At 60.2% G+C, this 14,713-nt stretch carries 13 protein-coding genes; 4 read left to right on the plus strand and 9 right to left on the minus strand.

Translation table 11 applies throughout. The features are described 5' to 3' along the window. Positions 1-5 precede the first annotated feature (5 nt). Positions 6-1,133: a cytochrome c oxidase subunit II gene (gene coxB, locus ACQRBT_RS08895; protein ID WP_060756512.1), complete on the minus strand. Its 1,128-nt coding sequence runs from the start codon at positions 1,131-1,133 to the stop codon at positions 6-8. 369 nt (positions 1,134-1,502) lie between these two features. Here coxB and ACQRBT_RS08900 point away from each other — a divergent pair, with 369 nt between their 5' ends. Next, a complete protein-coding gene (locus ACQRBT_RS08900) occupies positions 1,503-2,150 on the plus strand; it encodes a hypothetical protein (protein ID WP_060756513.1) in 648 nt (215 codons plus the stop codon). A gap of 126 nt (positions 2,151-2,276) precedes the next feature. Here the strand turns inward: ACQRBT_RS08900 and ACQRBT_RS08905 are convergent, their stop codons facing one another. The 6 genes from ACQRBT_RS08905 to ACQRBT_RS08930 all read right to left on the minus strand — a co-directional run bounded on the left by ACQRBT_RS08905 (position 2,277) and on the right by ACQRBT_RS08930 (position 9,859). Continuing rightward, a complete protein-coding gene (locus ACQRBT_RS08905) occupies positions 2,277-3,824 on the minus strand; it encodes a SulP family inorganic anion transporter (protein ID WP_205344254.1) in 1,548 nt (515 codons plus the stop codon). Positions 3,825-3,909: 85 nt separating this feature from the next. After that, positions 3,910-4,641 carry a carbonic anhydrase gene (locus tag ACQRBT_RS08910; protein ID WP_060756515.1) on the minus strand — a complete coding sequence of 244 codons (732 nt, stop codon included), beginning with the start codon at positions 4,639-4,641 and terminating at the stop codon, positions 3,910-3,912. 216 nt (positions 4,642-4,857) lie between these two features. After that, complete coding sequence (locus ACQRBT_RS08915; protein WP_060756516.1) at positions 4,858-5,916, minus strand: PA0069 family radical SAM protein; 1,059 nt, start codon at positions 5,914-5,916, stop codon at positions 4,858-4,860. 80 nt (positions 5,917-5,996) lie between these two features. Beyond that, entirely contained in the window at positions 5,997-7,307 is a 1,311-nt protein-coding gene (locus ACQRBT_RS08920) for a c-type cytochrome (protein WP_412047611.1), read from the minus strand. 12 nt (positions 7,308-7,319) lie between these two features. After that, positions 7,320-9,104, minus strand: coding sequence for a GMC family oxidoreductase (locus tag ACQRBT_RS08925; protein ID WP_060756518.1), 1,785 nt, complete (start codon positions 9,102-9,104; stop codon positions 7,320-7,322). Between the two features lie 2 nt (positions 9,105-9,106). Beyond that, positions 9,107-9,859: a gluconate 2-dehydrogenase subunit 3 family protein gene (locus tag ACQRBT_RS08930; RefSeq protein ID WP_104995103.1), complete on the minus strand. Its 753-nt coding sequence runs from the start codon at positions 9,857-9,859 to the stop codon at positions 9,107-9,109. A 266-nt stretch (positions 9,860-10,125) separates the two neighbouring features. Here ACQRBT_RS08930 and ACQRBT_RS08935 point away from each other — a divergent pair, with 266 nt between their 5' ends. Next, positions 10,126-10,782 carry a dual specificity protein phosphatase family protein gene (locus tag ACQRBT_RS08935; RefSeq protein WP_104995102.1) on the plus strand — a complete coding sequence of 219 codons (657 nt, stop codon included), beginning with the start codon at positions 10,126-10,128 and terminating at the stop codon, positions 10,780-10,782. A gap of 232 nt (positions 10,783-11,014) precedes the next feature. Here ACQRBT_RS08935 and ACQRBT_RS08940 read toward each other — a convergent pair whose 3' ends face one another. Both ACQRBT_RS08940 and prlC read right to left on the minus strand, forming a co-directional pair. Continuing rightward, positions 11,015-11,287, minus strand: a complete 273-nt coding sequence (locus tag ACQRBT_RS08940) for a YheV family putative zinc ribbon protein (protein WP_060756521.1) — start codon at positions 11,285-11,287, stop codon at positions 11,015-11,017. Further along, positions 11,284-13,335 (minus strand): oligopeptidase A, encoded by a 2,052-nt coding sequence (gene prlC, locus ACQRBT_RS08945; protein ID WP_412047610.1) that lies wholly within the window; start codon positions 13,333-13,335, stop codon positions 11,284-11,286. Before prlC ends, ACQRBT_RS08940 begins: the two co-directional genes overlap by 4 nt. A 101-nt stretch (positions 13,336-13,436) precedes the next feature. Here prlC and ACQRBT_RS08950 point away from each other — a divergent pair, with 101 nt between their 5' ends. Together ACQRBT_RS08950 and ACQRBT_RS08955 are read left to right on the plus strand one after the other, a co-directional pair. After that, on the plus strand, positions 13,437-13,979 hold the full coding sequence (locus tag ACQRBT_RS08950; RefSeq protein ID WP_060756523.1) for a gamma carbonic anhydrase family protein: 543 nt from the start codon (positions 13,437-13,439) through the stop codon (positions 13,977-13,979). Then, entirely contained in the window at positions 13,976-14,635 is a 660-nt protein-coding gene (locus tag ACQRBT_RS08955) for an HAD family hydrolase (protein ID WP_104995100.1), read from the plus strand. Before ACQRBT_RS08950 ends, ACQRBT_RS08955 begins: the two co-directional genes overlap by 4 nt. Positions 14,636-14,713 lie beyond the last annotated feature (78 nt).

A 14,713-nucleotide genomic window follows, 5' to 3' on the forward strand; every position in this document is an offset into this window, starting at 1 on the left:
GGCAGTCATTGGCTTTGCGCCTGTTTCAGAGCCAGCACATCTTTGGGCGTGACCATGTCGCCTTTGTTATTGCCCCAGGCGTTGCGTTCGTAGGTCACCACGGCGGCGATATCCACTTCCGACAGCTGCTTGCCAAACGCAGCCATGGCGGTACCGGGCTTGCCGAAGTAGACGCGGTGCAGGTGGTCTTCCTTCGGCCCGGTGGCGATCGGCGAGCCTTTGAGTGCCGGGAACATCGGCGGCAAGCCCTGGCCTTCGGCCTGGTGACAGGCTACGCAAGTGGTGTGGTAGATCTTGTCGCCACGGGCCACCAGTTCGTCGAGCGTCCACTCTTTGGAGGTCAGTTCCTGCAGTTTGGCCGCTTCTGCTTTGCGTTCGCCAAGCCAGGTGTCGTAGTCGGCCTTGGATTTGACATCGACCACGATCGGCATGAAGCCGTGGTCCTTACCGCACAGCTCGGCGCACTGGCCACGGTAGATGCCGGGCTTCTCGATACGGGTCCAGGCCTCATTGACGAAGCCGGGGATGGCATCGCGCTTGACCGCAAAGGCCGGCACCCACCAAGAGTGGATCACGTCGGCAGCCGTCACCAGAAAGCGCACCTTGGCCCCCACTGGCAGCACCAGCGGCTGATCGACTTCCAACAGGTAATGCTCGCCCTTGGTGGCCTGGTTATGAATCTGCTCGGCGGGCGTGGCCAGGTTGCTGAAGAATTCCACATCCTGGCCCAGGTATTTGTAGTGCCACTTCCACTGATAGCCGGTGACCTGGATATCGATATCCGACTCACTGCTGTCATAGATGTTGATCAGGGTCTTGGTCGCCGGAATGGCCATGGCCACCAGGATCAGAAAGGGCACCACGGTCCAGAGAATCTCCACGGTCGTGCTTTCGTGGAACTTCGCCGCCACCTGGCCTGTAGAGCGACGGTGCAGGATCATCGACCAGAACATCGCGCCAAACACGACGATGCCGATCACCACACAAATCCAGAAAATGGTCATGTGCAGGTCGAACACGGCGTGACTGACTTCAGTCGCCCCTGGCGCCATATTCGTTGTCCAGGCGGCGTGCGCCTGGCCGAATACCGACCACAACAGGAGGCCCATCCAAACATGTGGATGTCGCGTCATTGCGGGTTCCCCTTTATGTTTCTTGTTATCCCGCCGGTTTGCACCTGCGGCGAAGGGAGCGGCTTCCATACTGCTTACAACCGCCAAGCCTTGCCTGCTTCATGCAGTTGGGCGTCATCAGCTAATTGCGTACAAATCCGAGTATAGACAGCACCTGCAACCCCGCAATGTGTAGGGGCAAATCAACAAAAATCGACGGGCGGAGCTAATAAAACAGGGGGCGCAAACGTTTATCCGACGCGAAATGGCAATTCGATATAACCGCTGTGCATAACCATGAAATAATTATGACAAATGCATCTTAGGTGCTCGTATAAACGAGCTACCTTATCCTCTCCCTTTTCCTACGCCTGTTTCACTGGAGTTTTCATGAACACCGCCGCATTGCGCGAGCAGATTTCCCGTGCCCATCAACACGAAGCCACTACGGGCCAGCTTGCCCAGCAGCTGGAAAAACAATTGCCGCACCTGCATTCGGCCATCGCCCTGACTGACGGCGATCGCAACATTGTCATGACTCGCTTCGTGACGGCCTACATCGACCTCGTTCCCGATTTGCTGGAAGCCGCCAATGACGTGGCTCGCGAAGCCGGCATTGAAAGCCAGATCAAGCCGGTACTGAAGATCGCCGAGCACTTCTTCCTGCAGCCCCCTGCAATACTGGCAGGGCACGAGGGCCTCGACGGCCTGCTGGATGAAGCCTACCTGGCCCATCGCCTGGTGGAGGAGGTCAACGATCTGTATATCAAGCACTTCGGCCAACCGCTGATTCCAACCGATACCACCGTGGCCAATTTGATTGCTCACCAATTGATCGGCGAGCAATTCGCCAATCAGCTGGATGAGGCGGTGCATCTGGCGGTGGATGAAATGCTCAACGAAGAGAACTTTGCGCTGGAGTCGGTAGAGGCCTATCGCGAGACACTCAAGAGCCCGGATACGGAAGCGGCGTGGAAACGCTGGCCGTGCCTTTCGCGGCAGCTGGGGGTGGAGTTATCGCTGGATCAGCCTGCCTGAATTTTCCGGCCGGCAAAGATCAAGTGTGGGAGGGGGCTTACCCCCGATTGCGATGTATCAGCCAAAGATATCTGGACTGGTGCACCGCTATCGGGAGCAAGCCCCCTCCCACAGTTTCCGGCTGAATCAGGTAGTAGAAGGCGCCGACCCGATCCCCACGGTGGTACGCACCCTACCTTCCAAACGTCGTTTCAACCCACGCGCCTCGATCACCAGCGTCGACCCCTTGGCCGCATTCGCCCGGCCCCATTCCTCCAGCAACTCCAGGCAGGAATGGTCGATATAACTCAGGTTGTTCAGCGGCACATGCACGGTAGTCCCCGCCGGCACTGTCGACAGCACCTGGGTCAGTACCGGCACCTTCAAGAAGGTCGCCGCACCCGTCAGGCGCAACTCCATCTCGCCCTCTTGCGGCAGGTCGATCAGGCTCACCTTCAAGCGTGACGCCTTGAACGCCAGCTTCACCAACGTGAGCCCGAAGCCCACCAGCACGCCCGTCAGCAGATCGGTGAAGATGATCGCCAACGCCGTCGCGGCATAGGTGAACATCGGCATGCGCCCATAGCGTCCCAGCGCCTTGAACGCCTTGATGTCCACCAGTTTGATCCCGGTATACACCAACACACCCGCCAGACTCGCCACCGGAATACTTTGCAGTACGCTCGACAGCAGCAAGACGAAAGCCAACAGCCACAAACCGTGGAACATAGCCGACATGCGGGTGGTGGCGCCGGCTTGCACGTTGGCCGAACTGCGTACGATCACACCCGTCATCGGCAACGCGCCGACCAGGCCACACAGCATGTTGCCCACGCCTTGAGCCGACAACTCCTTATCGAAATCGGAGCGCTGGCCGCTGTGCATCCGATCGACCGCCGCTGCAGAGAGCAAGGTCTCTGCGCTGGCAATGAACGCCACGGCAAACGCGGCGATCAACAACTGTGGATCGGCCAGGTTCAGCAGATCGCTGGGACGCAGCCAGTCGATGGCATCGGCAAGGTTTTCCGGCACTTGCACGCGCTTGACCTGCAAGGCCAGCACCAGGCTGACAACGGTCGTCAGCCCCACACCCAATAGGGCGCCGGGAACGAAACGCAGGCTTTGCGGGCGCAATTTATCCCACCCATACATCACCAACATCGTCGACAAGCCGAGCAGGCCGGCCTGCCAACCAAGGCCACCGCCAAGGGTCGGCATCGCCTCGCCCAGCGCAGCCGGAAAGCCCGCCAGGTTCGCCAGCCCCGAGGGCTGGGGCGCGCCGTCGAGCATCACGTGAATCTGCGACAGCACGATCAGTACGCCGATCCCCGCCAACATGCCGTACACCACTGCCGGCGCCGTCACGCGGAACCAGCAACCCAGGCGCAAGCGGCCCGCCACCAGTTGCAGAAACCCCGCCAGCAGCAAGATCGGTCCCAGCATCACCATGCCGTGCTGGCGTACCAGTTCAAACACCAACACCGCCAACCCCGCCGCCGGGCCACTGACCTGCAACGGCGAGCCCGCCAACCAACCGACCACCAGGCCACCGATGATCCCAGTGATCAGACCCTTGGCCGGCGGCATGCCGGAAGCGATCGCAATGCCCATGCACAAGGGCAGGGCAACCAGAAACACAACCACGGAAGCCAGCAGCTCCCGTGGCAGTACAGCTTTCAATTGAGCAGCACGCATGATGACTCTCCCGAGGCATTCGCCGGGCGCGGCAAAGCCTGGCTGCATCCATGGCAGCCACCGCTCTACCCGGCAGGGAAGTGTTTTAGAAGCGCGCTTTAGGCGTCGCGGAAGGAATCGGCTCGGTGCCGTTCAACGGTCGAAATGCCGCTGTTTCCGCATCGTAGGCCCGGATTTCGCTGGTCTCGATGTTGTAGATCCAGCCATGGATGAACAAGTGACCATTGGCCATGCGCGAAGCCACGGACGGGTGGGTGCGCAAATGTTGCAGTTGGGCGATGACGTTTTCTTCGGTCACCAACTTCATGCTCTCGCCTTCAGTGGCGCAGTCGCAGTTGTCATGGACCATGGTCTTGGCGACCTCGGCATGACGCAACCAGGCTTTGACCGTCGGCATCTTTTCCAGCGTGTGCGGGTTGAGTACCGCACGCATGGCGCCGCAATCGGAATGCCCACACACGATGATGTGCTGCACACCCAGGGCGAGTACCGCGTACTCGATCGCGGTGGAAACACCCCCGTTCATCTGGCCGTAGGGCGGCACTACGTTGCCGACGTTACGGGTCACGAACAGGTCGCCAGGGGAGCTCTGGGTGATCAGTTCGGGCACGATGCGCGAGTCGGCGCAGGTAATGAACATCGCTCGTGGGCTTTGGGCCGTGGCGAGTTTCTTGAAAAGCTCTTCCTGCTGCGGGAAGACGTCGTGATGGAAATGCAAAAAGCCGTCAACGATATGCTTTAGCGCTGCATCGGCGGATTCCGCCACCTGAGGGGCTGAAGCCGACGCAGCCAACGGCTGTTTATCCTTGTCACTCATGATTCATCCTCTTGATTAATGCAGGGGGAGTATTCAGGTCAGATCGACGCCAGCCAGTAAAATTCCTACAGCGGCGAAGCAGACTTATCAGTCACTCGCGGAACAAGGTAACCATCGAAACTTAACTCAAACTGAATGAACCGCTCTAGATCGCGGGTTTCAGTGATATCAAAACGCGACTATTCCTACATAAACAGTGCGACATTCCTAGGCAGTTTACAGCAATGCCATTTGTCTGCCCGGTGGGCAGAACGCTGTGCAGTCCAGGTTGAAGCCTTCCCGACGGTTCAGCCCCAGCCGCTTGATCGCCTTGCTGAAGCGCTGCGCCAGCAAATCGGCAAACGGGCCTTCGCCGCGCATGCGCACGCCGAAACGGCTGTCGTACACCTCGCCACCCCGCACCTGGCGCACCAGGCTCATCACATGGGCCGCACGCTGCGGGTAATGCGCCGCCAGCCACTCTTCGAACAGCGGCGCCACTTCCAGCGGCAGGCGCAGCATCATGTACGCCGCGCTTTGCGCGCCGGCCGCGTGAGCTTCAGTGAGCAGGCTTTCGAGTTCGCTGTCGTTGATCATGGGAATCATCGGCGAACACAGCACCCCAACCGGGATGCCCGCCTCACGCATCACCCGAATCGCCCGCAACCGCGCCTTGGGCGCCGCCGTACGCGGCTCCAGGATGCGCTTGAGTTCGTCGTCCAGGCTGGTGAGGCTGATCATCACCGCCACCAGGCGCTGGCGGGCCAGCTCGGCCAGCAGGTCAAGGTCGCGCAATATCAGCGAGCCTTTGGTGATGATCGTCACCGGGTGCCGGTAGCGCAGGAGGACCTCGAGGGTTTGCCGGGTGATCTTGTACTCACGCTCGACAGGCTGGTACGGGTCGGTGTTGGACCCAAGGTTGATCGGCGCGCAGACATAGCCGGGCTTGGACAACTGTTGCTCCAGCACATCGGCGGCATTGGTCTTGGCGATCAGCCGGGTTTCGAAATCCAGCCCTGGCGACATGTCCCAATAGGCATGACTGGGCCGTGCATAGCAGTAGATACAGCCATGCTCGCAGCCGCGATAGGGGTTGATCGAACGATCAAACGGCAAATCCGGCGAGTTGTTGCGGGTGATGATGGACTTGGCCGTTTCGATACGCACTTCGGTGCCTTGGGTCGGCGGCACCTCCTGAAACCAGCCGTCGTCCTCGGCCACGCTGACGGTAGGCGCAAAGCGGTTGTGCAGGTTGGTGGCCGTGCCCCGGCCACGGGGCGGCAGCGCAGTAGACATGAAAACGCCTCGATACTGTTTTTATATACAGTATCGAGGCGCAAGGTTTCTGACCAGTGCCGTTTGGCGGCCAGTGCGGATCAGTGCTTGTTCGTCACTTGCCCAAGGTCATCGCCGGAGGTGGTGCGCATATCACTCTTGCGCAGGTCTGCCACATCGCTGGCCTTCACGGGGGCCCCCTGGTTACCCCAGCTGCCGCGAACAAAACTGACCACATCCGCCACTTCCTGGTCCGACAGACGCCAGGCGAAAGCGGGCATGGTGAAGGTCGACGGTGCGGTGTGGGTCGCTGGCAAGGTACCGCCGTTCAACACGATGTTGATCAACGACGTGGCGTCCGTCGTCTGCAGTACCGGGTTACCCGCCAACGCCGGGAACACCCGCGTATAACCATGGCCGTCCGTGCGATGGCAGGCCGCGCAATTGTCGATGTAGACCGACGCGCCCGGCTTGCTGTCATCGCCTTTCCACAATGCCTCAGCCACCTGTTTGTCGTACTGGTGCGGCTGATCCTGCGGATCGACCGCCGGCAGGCTCTTGAGGTAACGGGCGATCGCCGTCAGGTCATCTTCCGACATGTACTGCATGCTGTGGACTACAACGTCGCTCATGCCACCAAACACGGCGCTGCGATCACTGCGGCCGGTCTTGAGGAATTGCACCAGCTGCGCTTCGCTCCAACTGCCAAGGCCGTCCTTGTGGTCGCCACGCAGGCTTTTCGCGATCCAGCCTTCCAGTGGCGCACTGCCGGACAGGAACGCATTGCCGTCAGTCGCACTCAGGGCTTTTTCCTGCATGGTCAAGGCTCGCGGTGTATGGCAAGCGCCGCAATGGCCCAGGCCTTCTACCAGGTAAGCGCCACGGCTGATCACCGGGTCGGCCGCAGCCTGGGCCGGTTGCGCCTGTACAGCCGGGGCAAACATCCAGCGCCACGCCGCCAAGGGCCAGCGCATGCTCAAGGGCCAGGGAATCTCGCTGTCCTTGTTCGCTTGGGCGACCGGCTCGACACCCTTCATGAAATACGCGTACAACGCCTGCATGTCGCTGTCGCTGACGCGTGCATAAGACGGGTAGGGCATCGCCGGGTAAAGCGTACTACCGTTCTTGGCGACGCCATGACGCACGGCCTTGTCGAAGTCTTCGAAGCTGTAGTCGCCCAGGCCCGTCTTGTCCGGCGTGATGTTGGTGGAATAGATCACGCCGATCGGGGTTTCCATCGGCAGGCCACCGGCAAAGGGCTTGCCGCCCTTGGCGGTGTGACAGGCCACGCAGTCGCCGGCGCGGGCCAGGTATTCGCCCTGTTTGATCAAATCGGTTTCAGCCGCACTGACCGAGCAACTGCTGAATAAACCCAGTGAGGCCGCCAGAGAGGCGATAACGAATGCTTTCATGCTCATCGCTCCTTATGCCTGTACCAGCGGGCCGGGGTTTTTCAGGTACTGCTCGCGGATCGCCCGCGCCGACCAATAGGTCAACGCCGCCACCAGGCCGGTAGGGTTGTAGCCCAAGCCTTGTGGGAACGCGGAAGCCCCCGGAACAAACACGTTGTGCACATCCCAACTCTGCAGATAGCGATTCAACGCACTGGTCTTCGGGTTGGTGCCCATGATCGCGCCGCCGTTGAGGTGGGTGGTCTGGTAGGACGCCGTGTTGAAGTGCTCCCCGACCTTTTTACCGAGTACGGCAATGGCTTTGGGGTTCATCGCTTCGGCGACCTTGCCCATTTTCTCGATCATGAATCGGTTCATCTTGATGTCGTTTTCCTGCCAGTCGAACGTCATCCGCAGCAGCGGTTGGCCGTACGCATCGCGGTACACCGGGTCCAGGTCCAGGTAGTTACCCCGGTAGGATTGATGAGCGCCGTGGGCGTCCATCGATACTTGGTGGGTGTAGTAATCCGCAGTGGCGCGTTTCCAGGCACTGCCCCAGGCCGGGGTGCCCGGTGGGTTGGAGGTACCGGCAATCGGCCGGCTACCCGCCTGGTTGACCCACATCGGCGAGCCGCCAACAAAGCCGTGTGGCCCATGGTCGAAGTTGTCCGCGTTGAAGTCGTCGATGGCCACGCCATTGCCGCCCGCACCGATGAAGTTGTTGGTGTGGGTGTCCTTGTCGAAGAAGGCTTTGATGGTGCCCATGTTCTGGTAGGCGAAGTTCCTGCCCACCACGCCCTCATTGGTAATCGGGTCGTAGGGTTTGCCGATTCCCGACAGCAGCATCAAGCGCACGTTATGGAACTGGAAGGCACCGAGGATCACCAGATCCGCCGGCTGCTCGCACTCCCGGCCCTGGGCGTCGATGTAGCTCACGCCGGTGGCTTTTTTCCCGGTGCTGTCGAGGTTGACCTTGAGCACGTGGGAATTGGGCCGCAGCTCGAAATTCGGCACTTGGCGCAGAGCCGGCAGAATGTTTACGTTCGGCGAGGCCTTGGAGTACATGTAGCACACGTAACCGCTGCAGAAACCGCAGAAGTTGCACGGCCCCATCTGCGCGCCGTAAGGGTTGGTGTACGGCCCCGACGTATTGGCCGATGGCAGGTTGTAAGGCTTGTAACCGACCTCGGTAGCGGCTTTCTGAAAAAGCTGAGCAGAAACGGTATTTTTTTGCGCCTCCAACGGGAACGGGTTGGAGCGGTCCGGCGCATACGGGTTGCCGCCACGGCCTTCACCCACCAACTGGCCTTTGACGGTCCAGGCCTGGCCGGAGGTGCCGAAGACTTTTTCCGCGTAGTCGAAAAACGGCTCCAGTTCTTCGTAGCTGACGCCGAAGTCCTGGATGGTCATGTCTTTGGGAATGAAGTTCTTACCGTAGCGCTCTTCATAGTGGCTGCGCATGCGCAACTCGATCGGGTCGACGCGAAAATGCACCCCCGACCAGTGCAAACCCGCGCCACCTACGCCATTGCCCGGCAGGAACGCACCCAGCTGACGGTTAGGCAGGGCGACATCATTCACACTGTGGCGAATGGTCACCGTCTCCTTGGAGATGTCCTGAAAGAGTTTTTTACGCACGCTGTAGGTCAGTTCGTCGATGACCTGGGGATAGTTGCCGTCCGGGTAAGTGTCCTGCATCGGGCCGCGCTCCAGCGCTACCACGTTGAGGCCAGCCTCCGTCAGCTCCTTGGCCATGATCGCGCCGGTCCAGCCAAAGCCTACGATCACCGCATCCACTTTCTTCATGATGGTCGCCACGTTTATGCCCTCTCGCCGCGGATGGAAACAGCCGGGAAGGGGTATTGCTCGTTGCGTTCCACCCAATCCATGAAATCGGCGCGGGCGCCGGGGAAGCCGATCATGGTCCAGCCGACCATGCCTTTGTTGCCCCCGTGGATCGGGTCGCAAAAGAAGCCTTCCTTGGTGTTTTGCAGCAGCAGGTTGAAGAACATCTTCGCCGGCACCGCTTCAAAATGTGCACTCACTTCACTGCCGCCCGCCTCAAGACGACGCAACATGTCATCCTGGGTAGCGCTGTCTTGCGCAGCAAAAACTTTACCGTTGAACGCTTTCGACCATGCATCAGTCGCGGCGATACCCAGGCGGTAGATCTCCTTGGGCACCAATTTGCTCTGCCAGCCCATCTCGGGAGCTGCATCGGCATTGAACGGGCCTTGCATGAACCACAGCGCGCCACTGGCGTAAGGCGTGTTCATCTGACGGTCGATATATTCCGGGGCTCCCGCTTCCAATGCGCCAGGGCCCTGGGCATCGGCGGGAATCAGTCGGGCGACGGCAGCGTTGATAAACGCCCATTCTTCAGCGGTGAAATAACTCGGCTCGTAGGCTTTGTCGCTCGCAGGCACCTTGGCCGGTGCCGCCTGCGCAGGCTCCGGCGTGGCCATCAGCATTGAACCGCCAAGGCTGGTGCTGGCAACCGTGACCACCGGGATCAAGGTCAAGGATTTGCGCAAAAAGTCGCGCCGCGGGTTGTCTTGATCTTGATCAGACATGGGGGCACCTCATCATGGGGTCACGGGTTTGTCCGCCACTTCTGGGAGCAGCGTGAAGGCATGGATTCACAGGCATGACACATCCTGGCAACCAATAGTTACAAATGATAGCAGCCTAAGGATTTGGAATAGTCAACTGAGCTGCAAAAAAACAACAGATCAGTACCGACTGTTCACAATTCTTTGACGAGGACCTCACGCCCTGTTGACCGCCTGTAGGCGAATCTGTGGCCCATCAGCCATTTCCCTATTCGGTTACAAAGCGCATGTTCAAGATTCGATTGCTGCCCGCCTTCGGCCTGGTGTTCATGGCACTGTTCGCAAGCGTTCACGCTCAAGCCGAGGACGCCCCATCGACGCGCTCGCCGGAATGGGCCCAGCCCGTGGGCGACCAATTCAACCTGCACCAGATGACGCCCACGCTCTATCGCAGCGCGTTGCCGGACAGCAGTGCAGTGCCTGTGCTGGAAAAACTCAAGATTGGCACGGTCATCAATTTCCTGCCGGAATCGGACGCCAGCTGGCTGAAATCGACGGATATCAAACAGGTTCAACTGACCTATCGCACCAACCATGTCGACGACACCGACGTGCTCGCGGCGCTGCGCGCCATTCAACAGGCCCAGGCCAACGGCCCGGTGTTGATGCACTGCAAACACGGCTCTGACCGCACCGGCCTGATGGCAGCGATGTATCGCGTGGTCGTGCAGGGGTGGAGCAAGGAAGATGCGCTGAACGAAATGACCCTGGGCGGCTTCGGCACCAGCAATGGCTTCAAGGACGGCGTTCGCTACATGATGAAAGCCGATATCGACAAGTTGCGCACCGCCTTGGCCAATGGCGATTGCAGCACCAGCGCCTTTGCCCTGTGCTCGATGAAAAGCTGGATTACCACTTCGGCAAGCGACGAGAAAAAGCTGTGACTACACGCCATTGAGTCGCAAAAAAAAGCGGGGCATCCAGTGCCTGATGCCTCTCAGTTAAGCGATAAAGCGGGCGATGGATAAATTGTGGGAGGGGGCTTGCTCCCGATGGACTGCGTAGCAGGCCCATTTTTGAGACCGCTGCGCGGCCTATCGGGAGCAAGCCCCCTCCCACAGGGACCGCGTTAATCCTTAACTAAGAGGCATCAGGCACTGGGTGCCCCGCTTTTTTTTAGTCTTTTTTCAGCTTCGGATTAGGAAAAAACTGTACCGCCTGCACCTTCGGATCAGGCGCTTTCAACGCCGATGTATTGACCCGCGTGCCCAATTCCCTGGGCACCGACAGCCCTTGATCATTGAGCGTATCGGTATAGCCGCAGGCCACGCATTCACGATGTGGCACGCTGTCCTCGGTCCACATTTTCAACTTGTCCGGCTCGCTGCACGCCGGGCAGACCGCCCCGGCGATAAATTGCTTTTTGGTAATCACAGGCCCTTCACTCATGCTGCCGCGTCCTCACTCAGGCCGCTGTGGCGCAAGAGTGCGTCAATCGACGGCACGCGTCCGCGGAAATCGACGAACAGCACCATCGGTTCCTGGGAACCGCCACGGGCCAGGATCGCCTCACGGAAGGCACGGCCAGTCTCGGGATTGAGCACGCCGTCTTCTTCGAATTTGGAGAAGGCATCCGCCGACAGCACTTCGGCCCACTTGTAGCTGTAATAACCCGCCGCGTAACCACCCGCGAAGATATGCGCGAAGCTGTTGGGGAAGCGGTTGTAGGCCGGCGGGCGCATCACCGAAACCTCATCACGCACGCCCTCGAGCACCTGCGCGACCGTGCGGCCATCGCCGTGAGTGGCGTGCAGTTCGAAGTCAAACAGCGAGAATTCCAACTGGCGCACCATCATCAGGCCCGACTGGAAGTTCTTCGCCGCGAGCATTTTCTCCAGCAAGTCCTGCGGCAGCGGCTCACCGGTTTCATAGTGACCGGAGATCAACGCCAGGCCTTCCGGCTCCCAGCACCAGTTCTCCATGAACTGGCTCGGCAACTCCACCGCGTCCCAGGCCACGCCGTTGATGCCGGACACGCCGGCGTGTTCAACGCGGGTCAGCAGGTGGTGCAGGCCGTGGCCGAACTCGTGGAACAAGGTGGTCACTTCGTCGTGGGTCAGCAGCGCAGGCTTGCCGCTGTCGGCCGGGGTGAAGTTGCACACCAGGTTAGCCACCGGGCTTTGCAGCACGCCATCGATCGTGCGGCGGCGGTCGCGGGCGCCGTCCATCCAGGCACCGCCACGCTTGTTGGCGCGGGCGTACAGGTCGAAGAAGAAACGGCCGACATGCTGGCCGTTTTCCTTGATTTCAAACAGACGCACGTCCGGATGCCAGGTATCGAAACCTTTTTGCTCGGCGATCTCGATGCCGTACAGACGCTGCACAATGGCGAACAACCCGCTCAACACTTTGTCGATCGGGAAGTAGGCGCGCAGGGCCTCCTGGGACACGCTGTAGCGCTGCTCTCGGAGTTTTTCACCGTAGAAACCGCTGTCCCAGCTTTGCAAGTCGGCGCAGCCTTGTTCGGCGGCGTAAGCCTTGAGCTGTTGCAGGTCCTGGGCGGCAAACGGCTTGCTGCGCTTGGCCAGGTCACGCAAGAAACTCAGCACCTGGTCACTGGACTCGGCCATCTTGGTGGCCAGGCTCAGTTCCGAGAAAGAGGCGTAGCCCAGCAGTTGAGCAAGCTCCTGACGCAGGTCGAGGATCTGTTCCATCACCGGCCCGTTATCGTTCTGACCGGCATTCGGGCCTTGGTCCGACGCACGTGTGCAATAGGCCGCGTAGACTTCTTCGCGCAGGGCGCGGTCCTGGGCGTAGGTCATCACCGCGTAGTAACTCGGGAACTCCAGGGTGATCAGCCAACCGTCGAGCCCCTTGGCCTGGGCGGCAGCGGCCATTTGCGCCTTGGCCGAGTCGGTCAGGCCAGCCAGGCGGGTCTCATCGGTCACATGCTTGGTCCAGGCCTGGGTGGCGTCCAGCAACTGGTTGGAAAATTTGCTGCCCAGCTCCGACAGCTTGCTCTGCACTTCGGCGTAACGTTTTTGCTGCTCAGGCGGCAAATCGATACCCGACAGGCGGAAGTCACGCAGGGCATGTTCCAGGATAGTTTTTTGCGCCACATCGAAGCCGGCCGCTTCCGGGCTGTTGGCCAAGGCTTCGAAAGCCTGGAACAGTGCGCGGTTCTGGCCCATTTCAGTGGAGTAGGCGCTCAACGCGGGCAGACATGCCTCGTAGGCTTCGCGCAGTTCGGCGCTGTTGCACACGGCGTTGAGGTGGCTGACCGGGCTCCAGGCGGCGCCCAGGCGGTCGTTCAGTTCGTCCATCGCCAGGACCAGCCCGGCCCATGTCGGATTTTTACCCTGGCTTTGCAGGATGCCTTCGATGGCGACACGGTTGTCGGCGAGGATCTGTTCGATGGCCGGCTGGACGTGCTCGGCACGGATCGCCGAGAACGGCGGCAGGTCGTAGGACTGCAGAAGTGGGTTGTTCGCGCTCACGGTTGGCACCTTGGCTGAGGAAACGGATAAGACAAAGATGGGGCCATCTTAATTACAATCAATGCCCACCGCAGCTATCAGCAAAAGAGAGAGAGGCTATCGTGACCCTTCGCAGCTATCAGAACCACACGCCAACCCTGGGCGCCGGGGCGTTTGTCGATGTTTCGGCGGTGGTGATCGGCGATGTCGAAATTGGCGCCGACAGCTCGGTATGGCCATTGACCGTGATTCGCGGCGACATGCACCGTATCCGCATCGGTGCGCGCACCAGCGTGCAGGACGGCTGCGTGTTGCACATCACCCATGCCGGCCCCTTCAACCCGGACGGTTTTCCGCTGCTGATCGGCGATGACGTGACGGTCGCCCATAAAGTCATGCTGCACGGCTGCAGCGTAGGCAGCCGGGTGTTGATCGGCATGGGCAGCATCGTCATGGACGGCGCCGTGGTCGAAGATGACGTGATCATCGGTGCCGGCAGCCTGGTGCCGCCGGGCAAGAAACTCGACAGCGGCTTTCTGTACGTGGGCAGCCCGGTTAAACAGGTTCGCGCACTGACTGACAAGGAGCGCGCCTTTTTCACCTACAGCGCCGCGAACTACGTGAAGCTCAAAGACCTGCACCTGGCCGAAGGATTCGATCAATGACCTTGCATTACCCCACCGTACTGTTCGACCTGGATGGCACCCTCACCGACCCGCGCGAGGGCATCACCCGCTCGATCCAGTACGCCCTCGGCAAGCTCGGCATTGATGAGCCGGACCTGACCAAGCTGGAACACTTCATCGGCCCGCCGCTGCTGCAAGCGTTCATGCAGTACTACGGTTTTGATGAAGCCAAGGCGTGGGAAGCGGTGAACTTCTACCGCGAGCGCTTCAAGGTCACCGGGCTCTATGAGAACCGCGTGTTCGACGGCGTGATGCCCTTGCTCGAAGCGCTGAACGACCAAGGCCGCCAGCTATATGTGGCGACCTCCAAGCCATGGGTATTTGCCCGCGAGATCGCGCGGCATTTCGACTTTGCCCGGCACTTCAAGGTGATCTACGGCAGCGAGCTGGATGGTACGCGCACCAACAAGGTCGAGCTGATCGCTCACTTGATGCACGAAGAACAGTTGGACCCGGCCACCACCTTGATGATTGGGGATCGCAAGCATGACCTGATCGGAGCACGAAGCAATGGGTTGGATTCGGCGGCGGTAGGGTATGGGTTTGGCAGTTTTGAAGAGCTGAATGCCGAGAAGCCGACTTGGCATTTTGAAACCCTGGATCAGATGCATCAGGCGTTCATGCAGCGCCCTTGAGGACGCTATCGGGAGCAAGTCGAATCGTCGCACCGCCCCTCCCACAATTGCCCGGCGTCCACGGTCAAAATGTGGGAG

Origin of the sequence: Pseudomonas sp. R19M, assembly GCF_050312585.1 — a bacterium.
In the GTDB taxonomy this organism is placed as follows: Bacteria; Pseudomonadota; Gammaproteobacteria; order Pseudomonadales; family Pseudomonadaceae; genus Aquipseudomonas; species Aquipseudomonas palleroniana.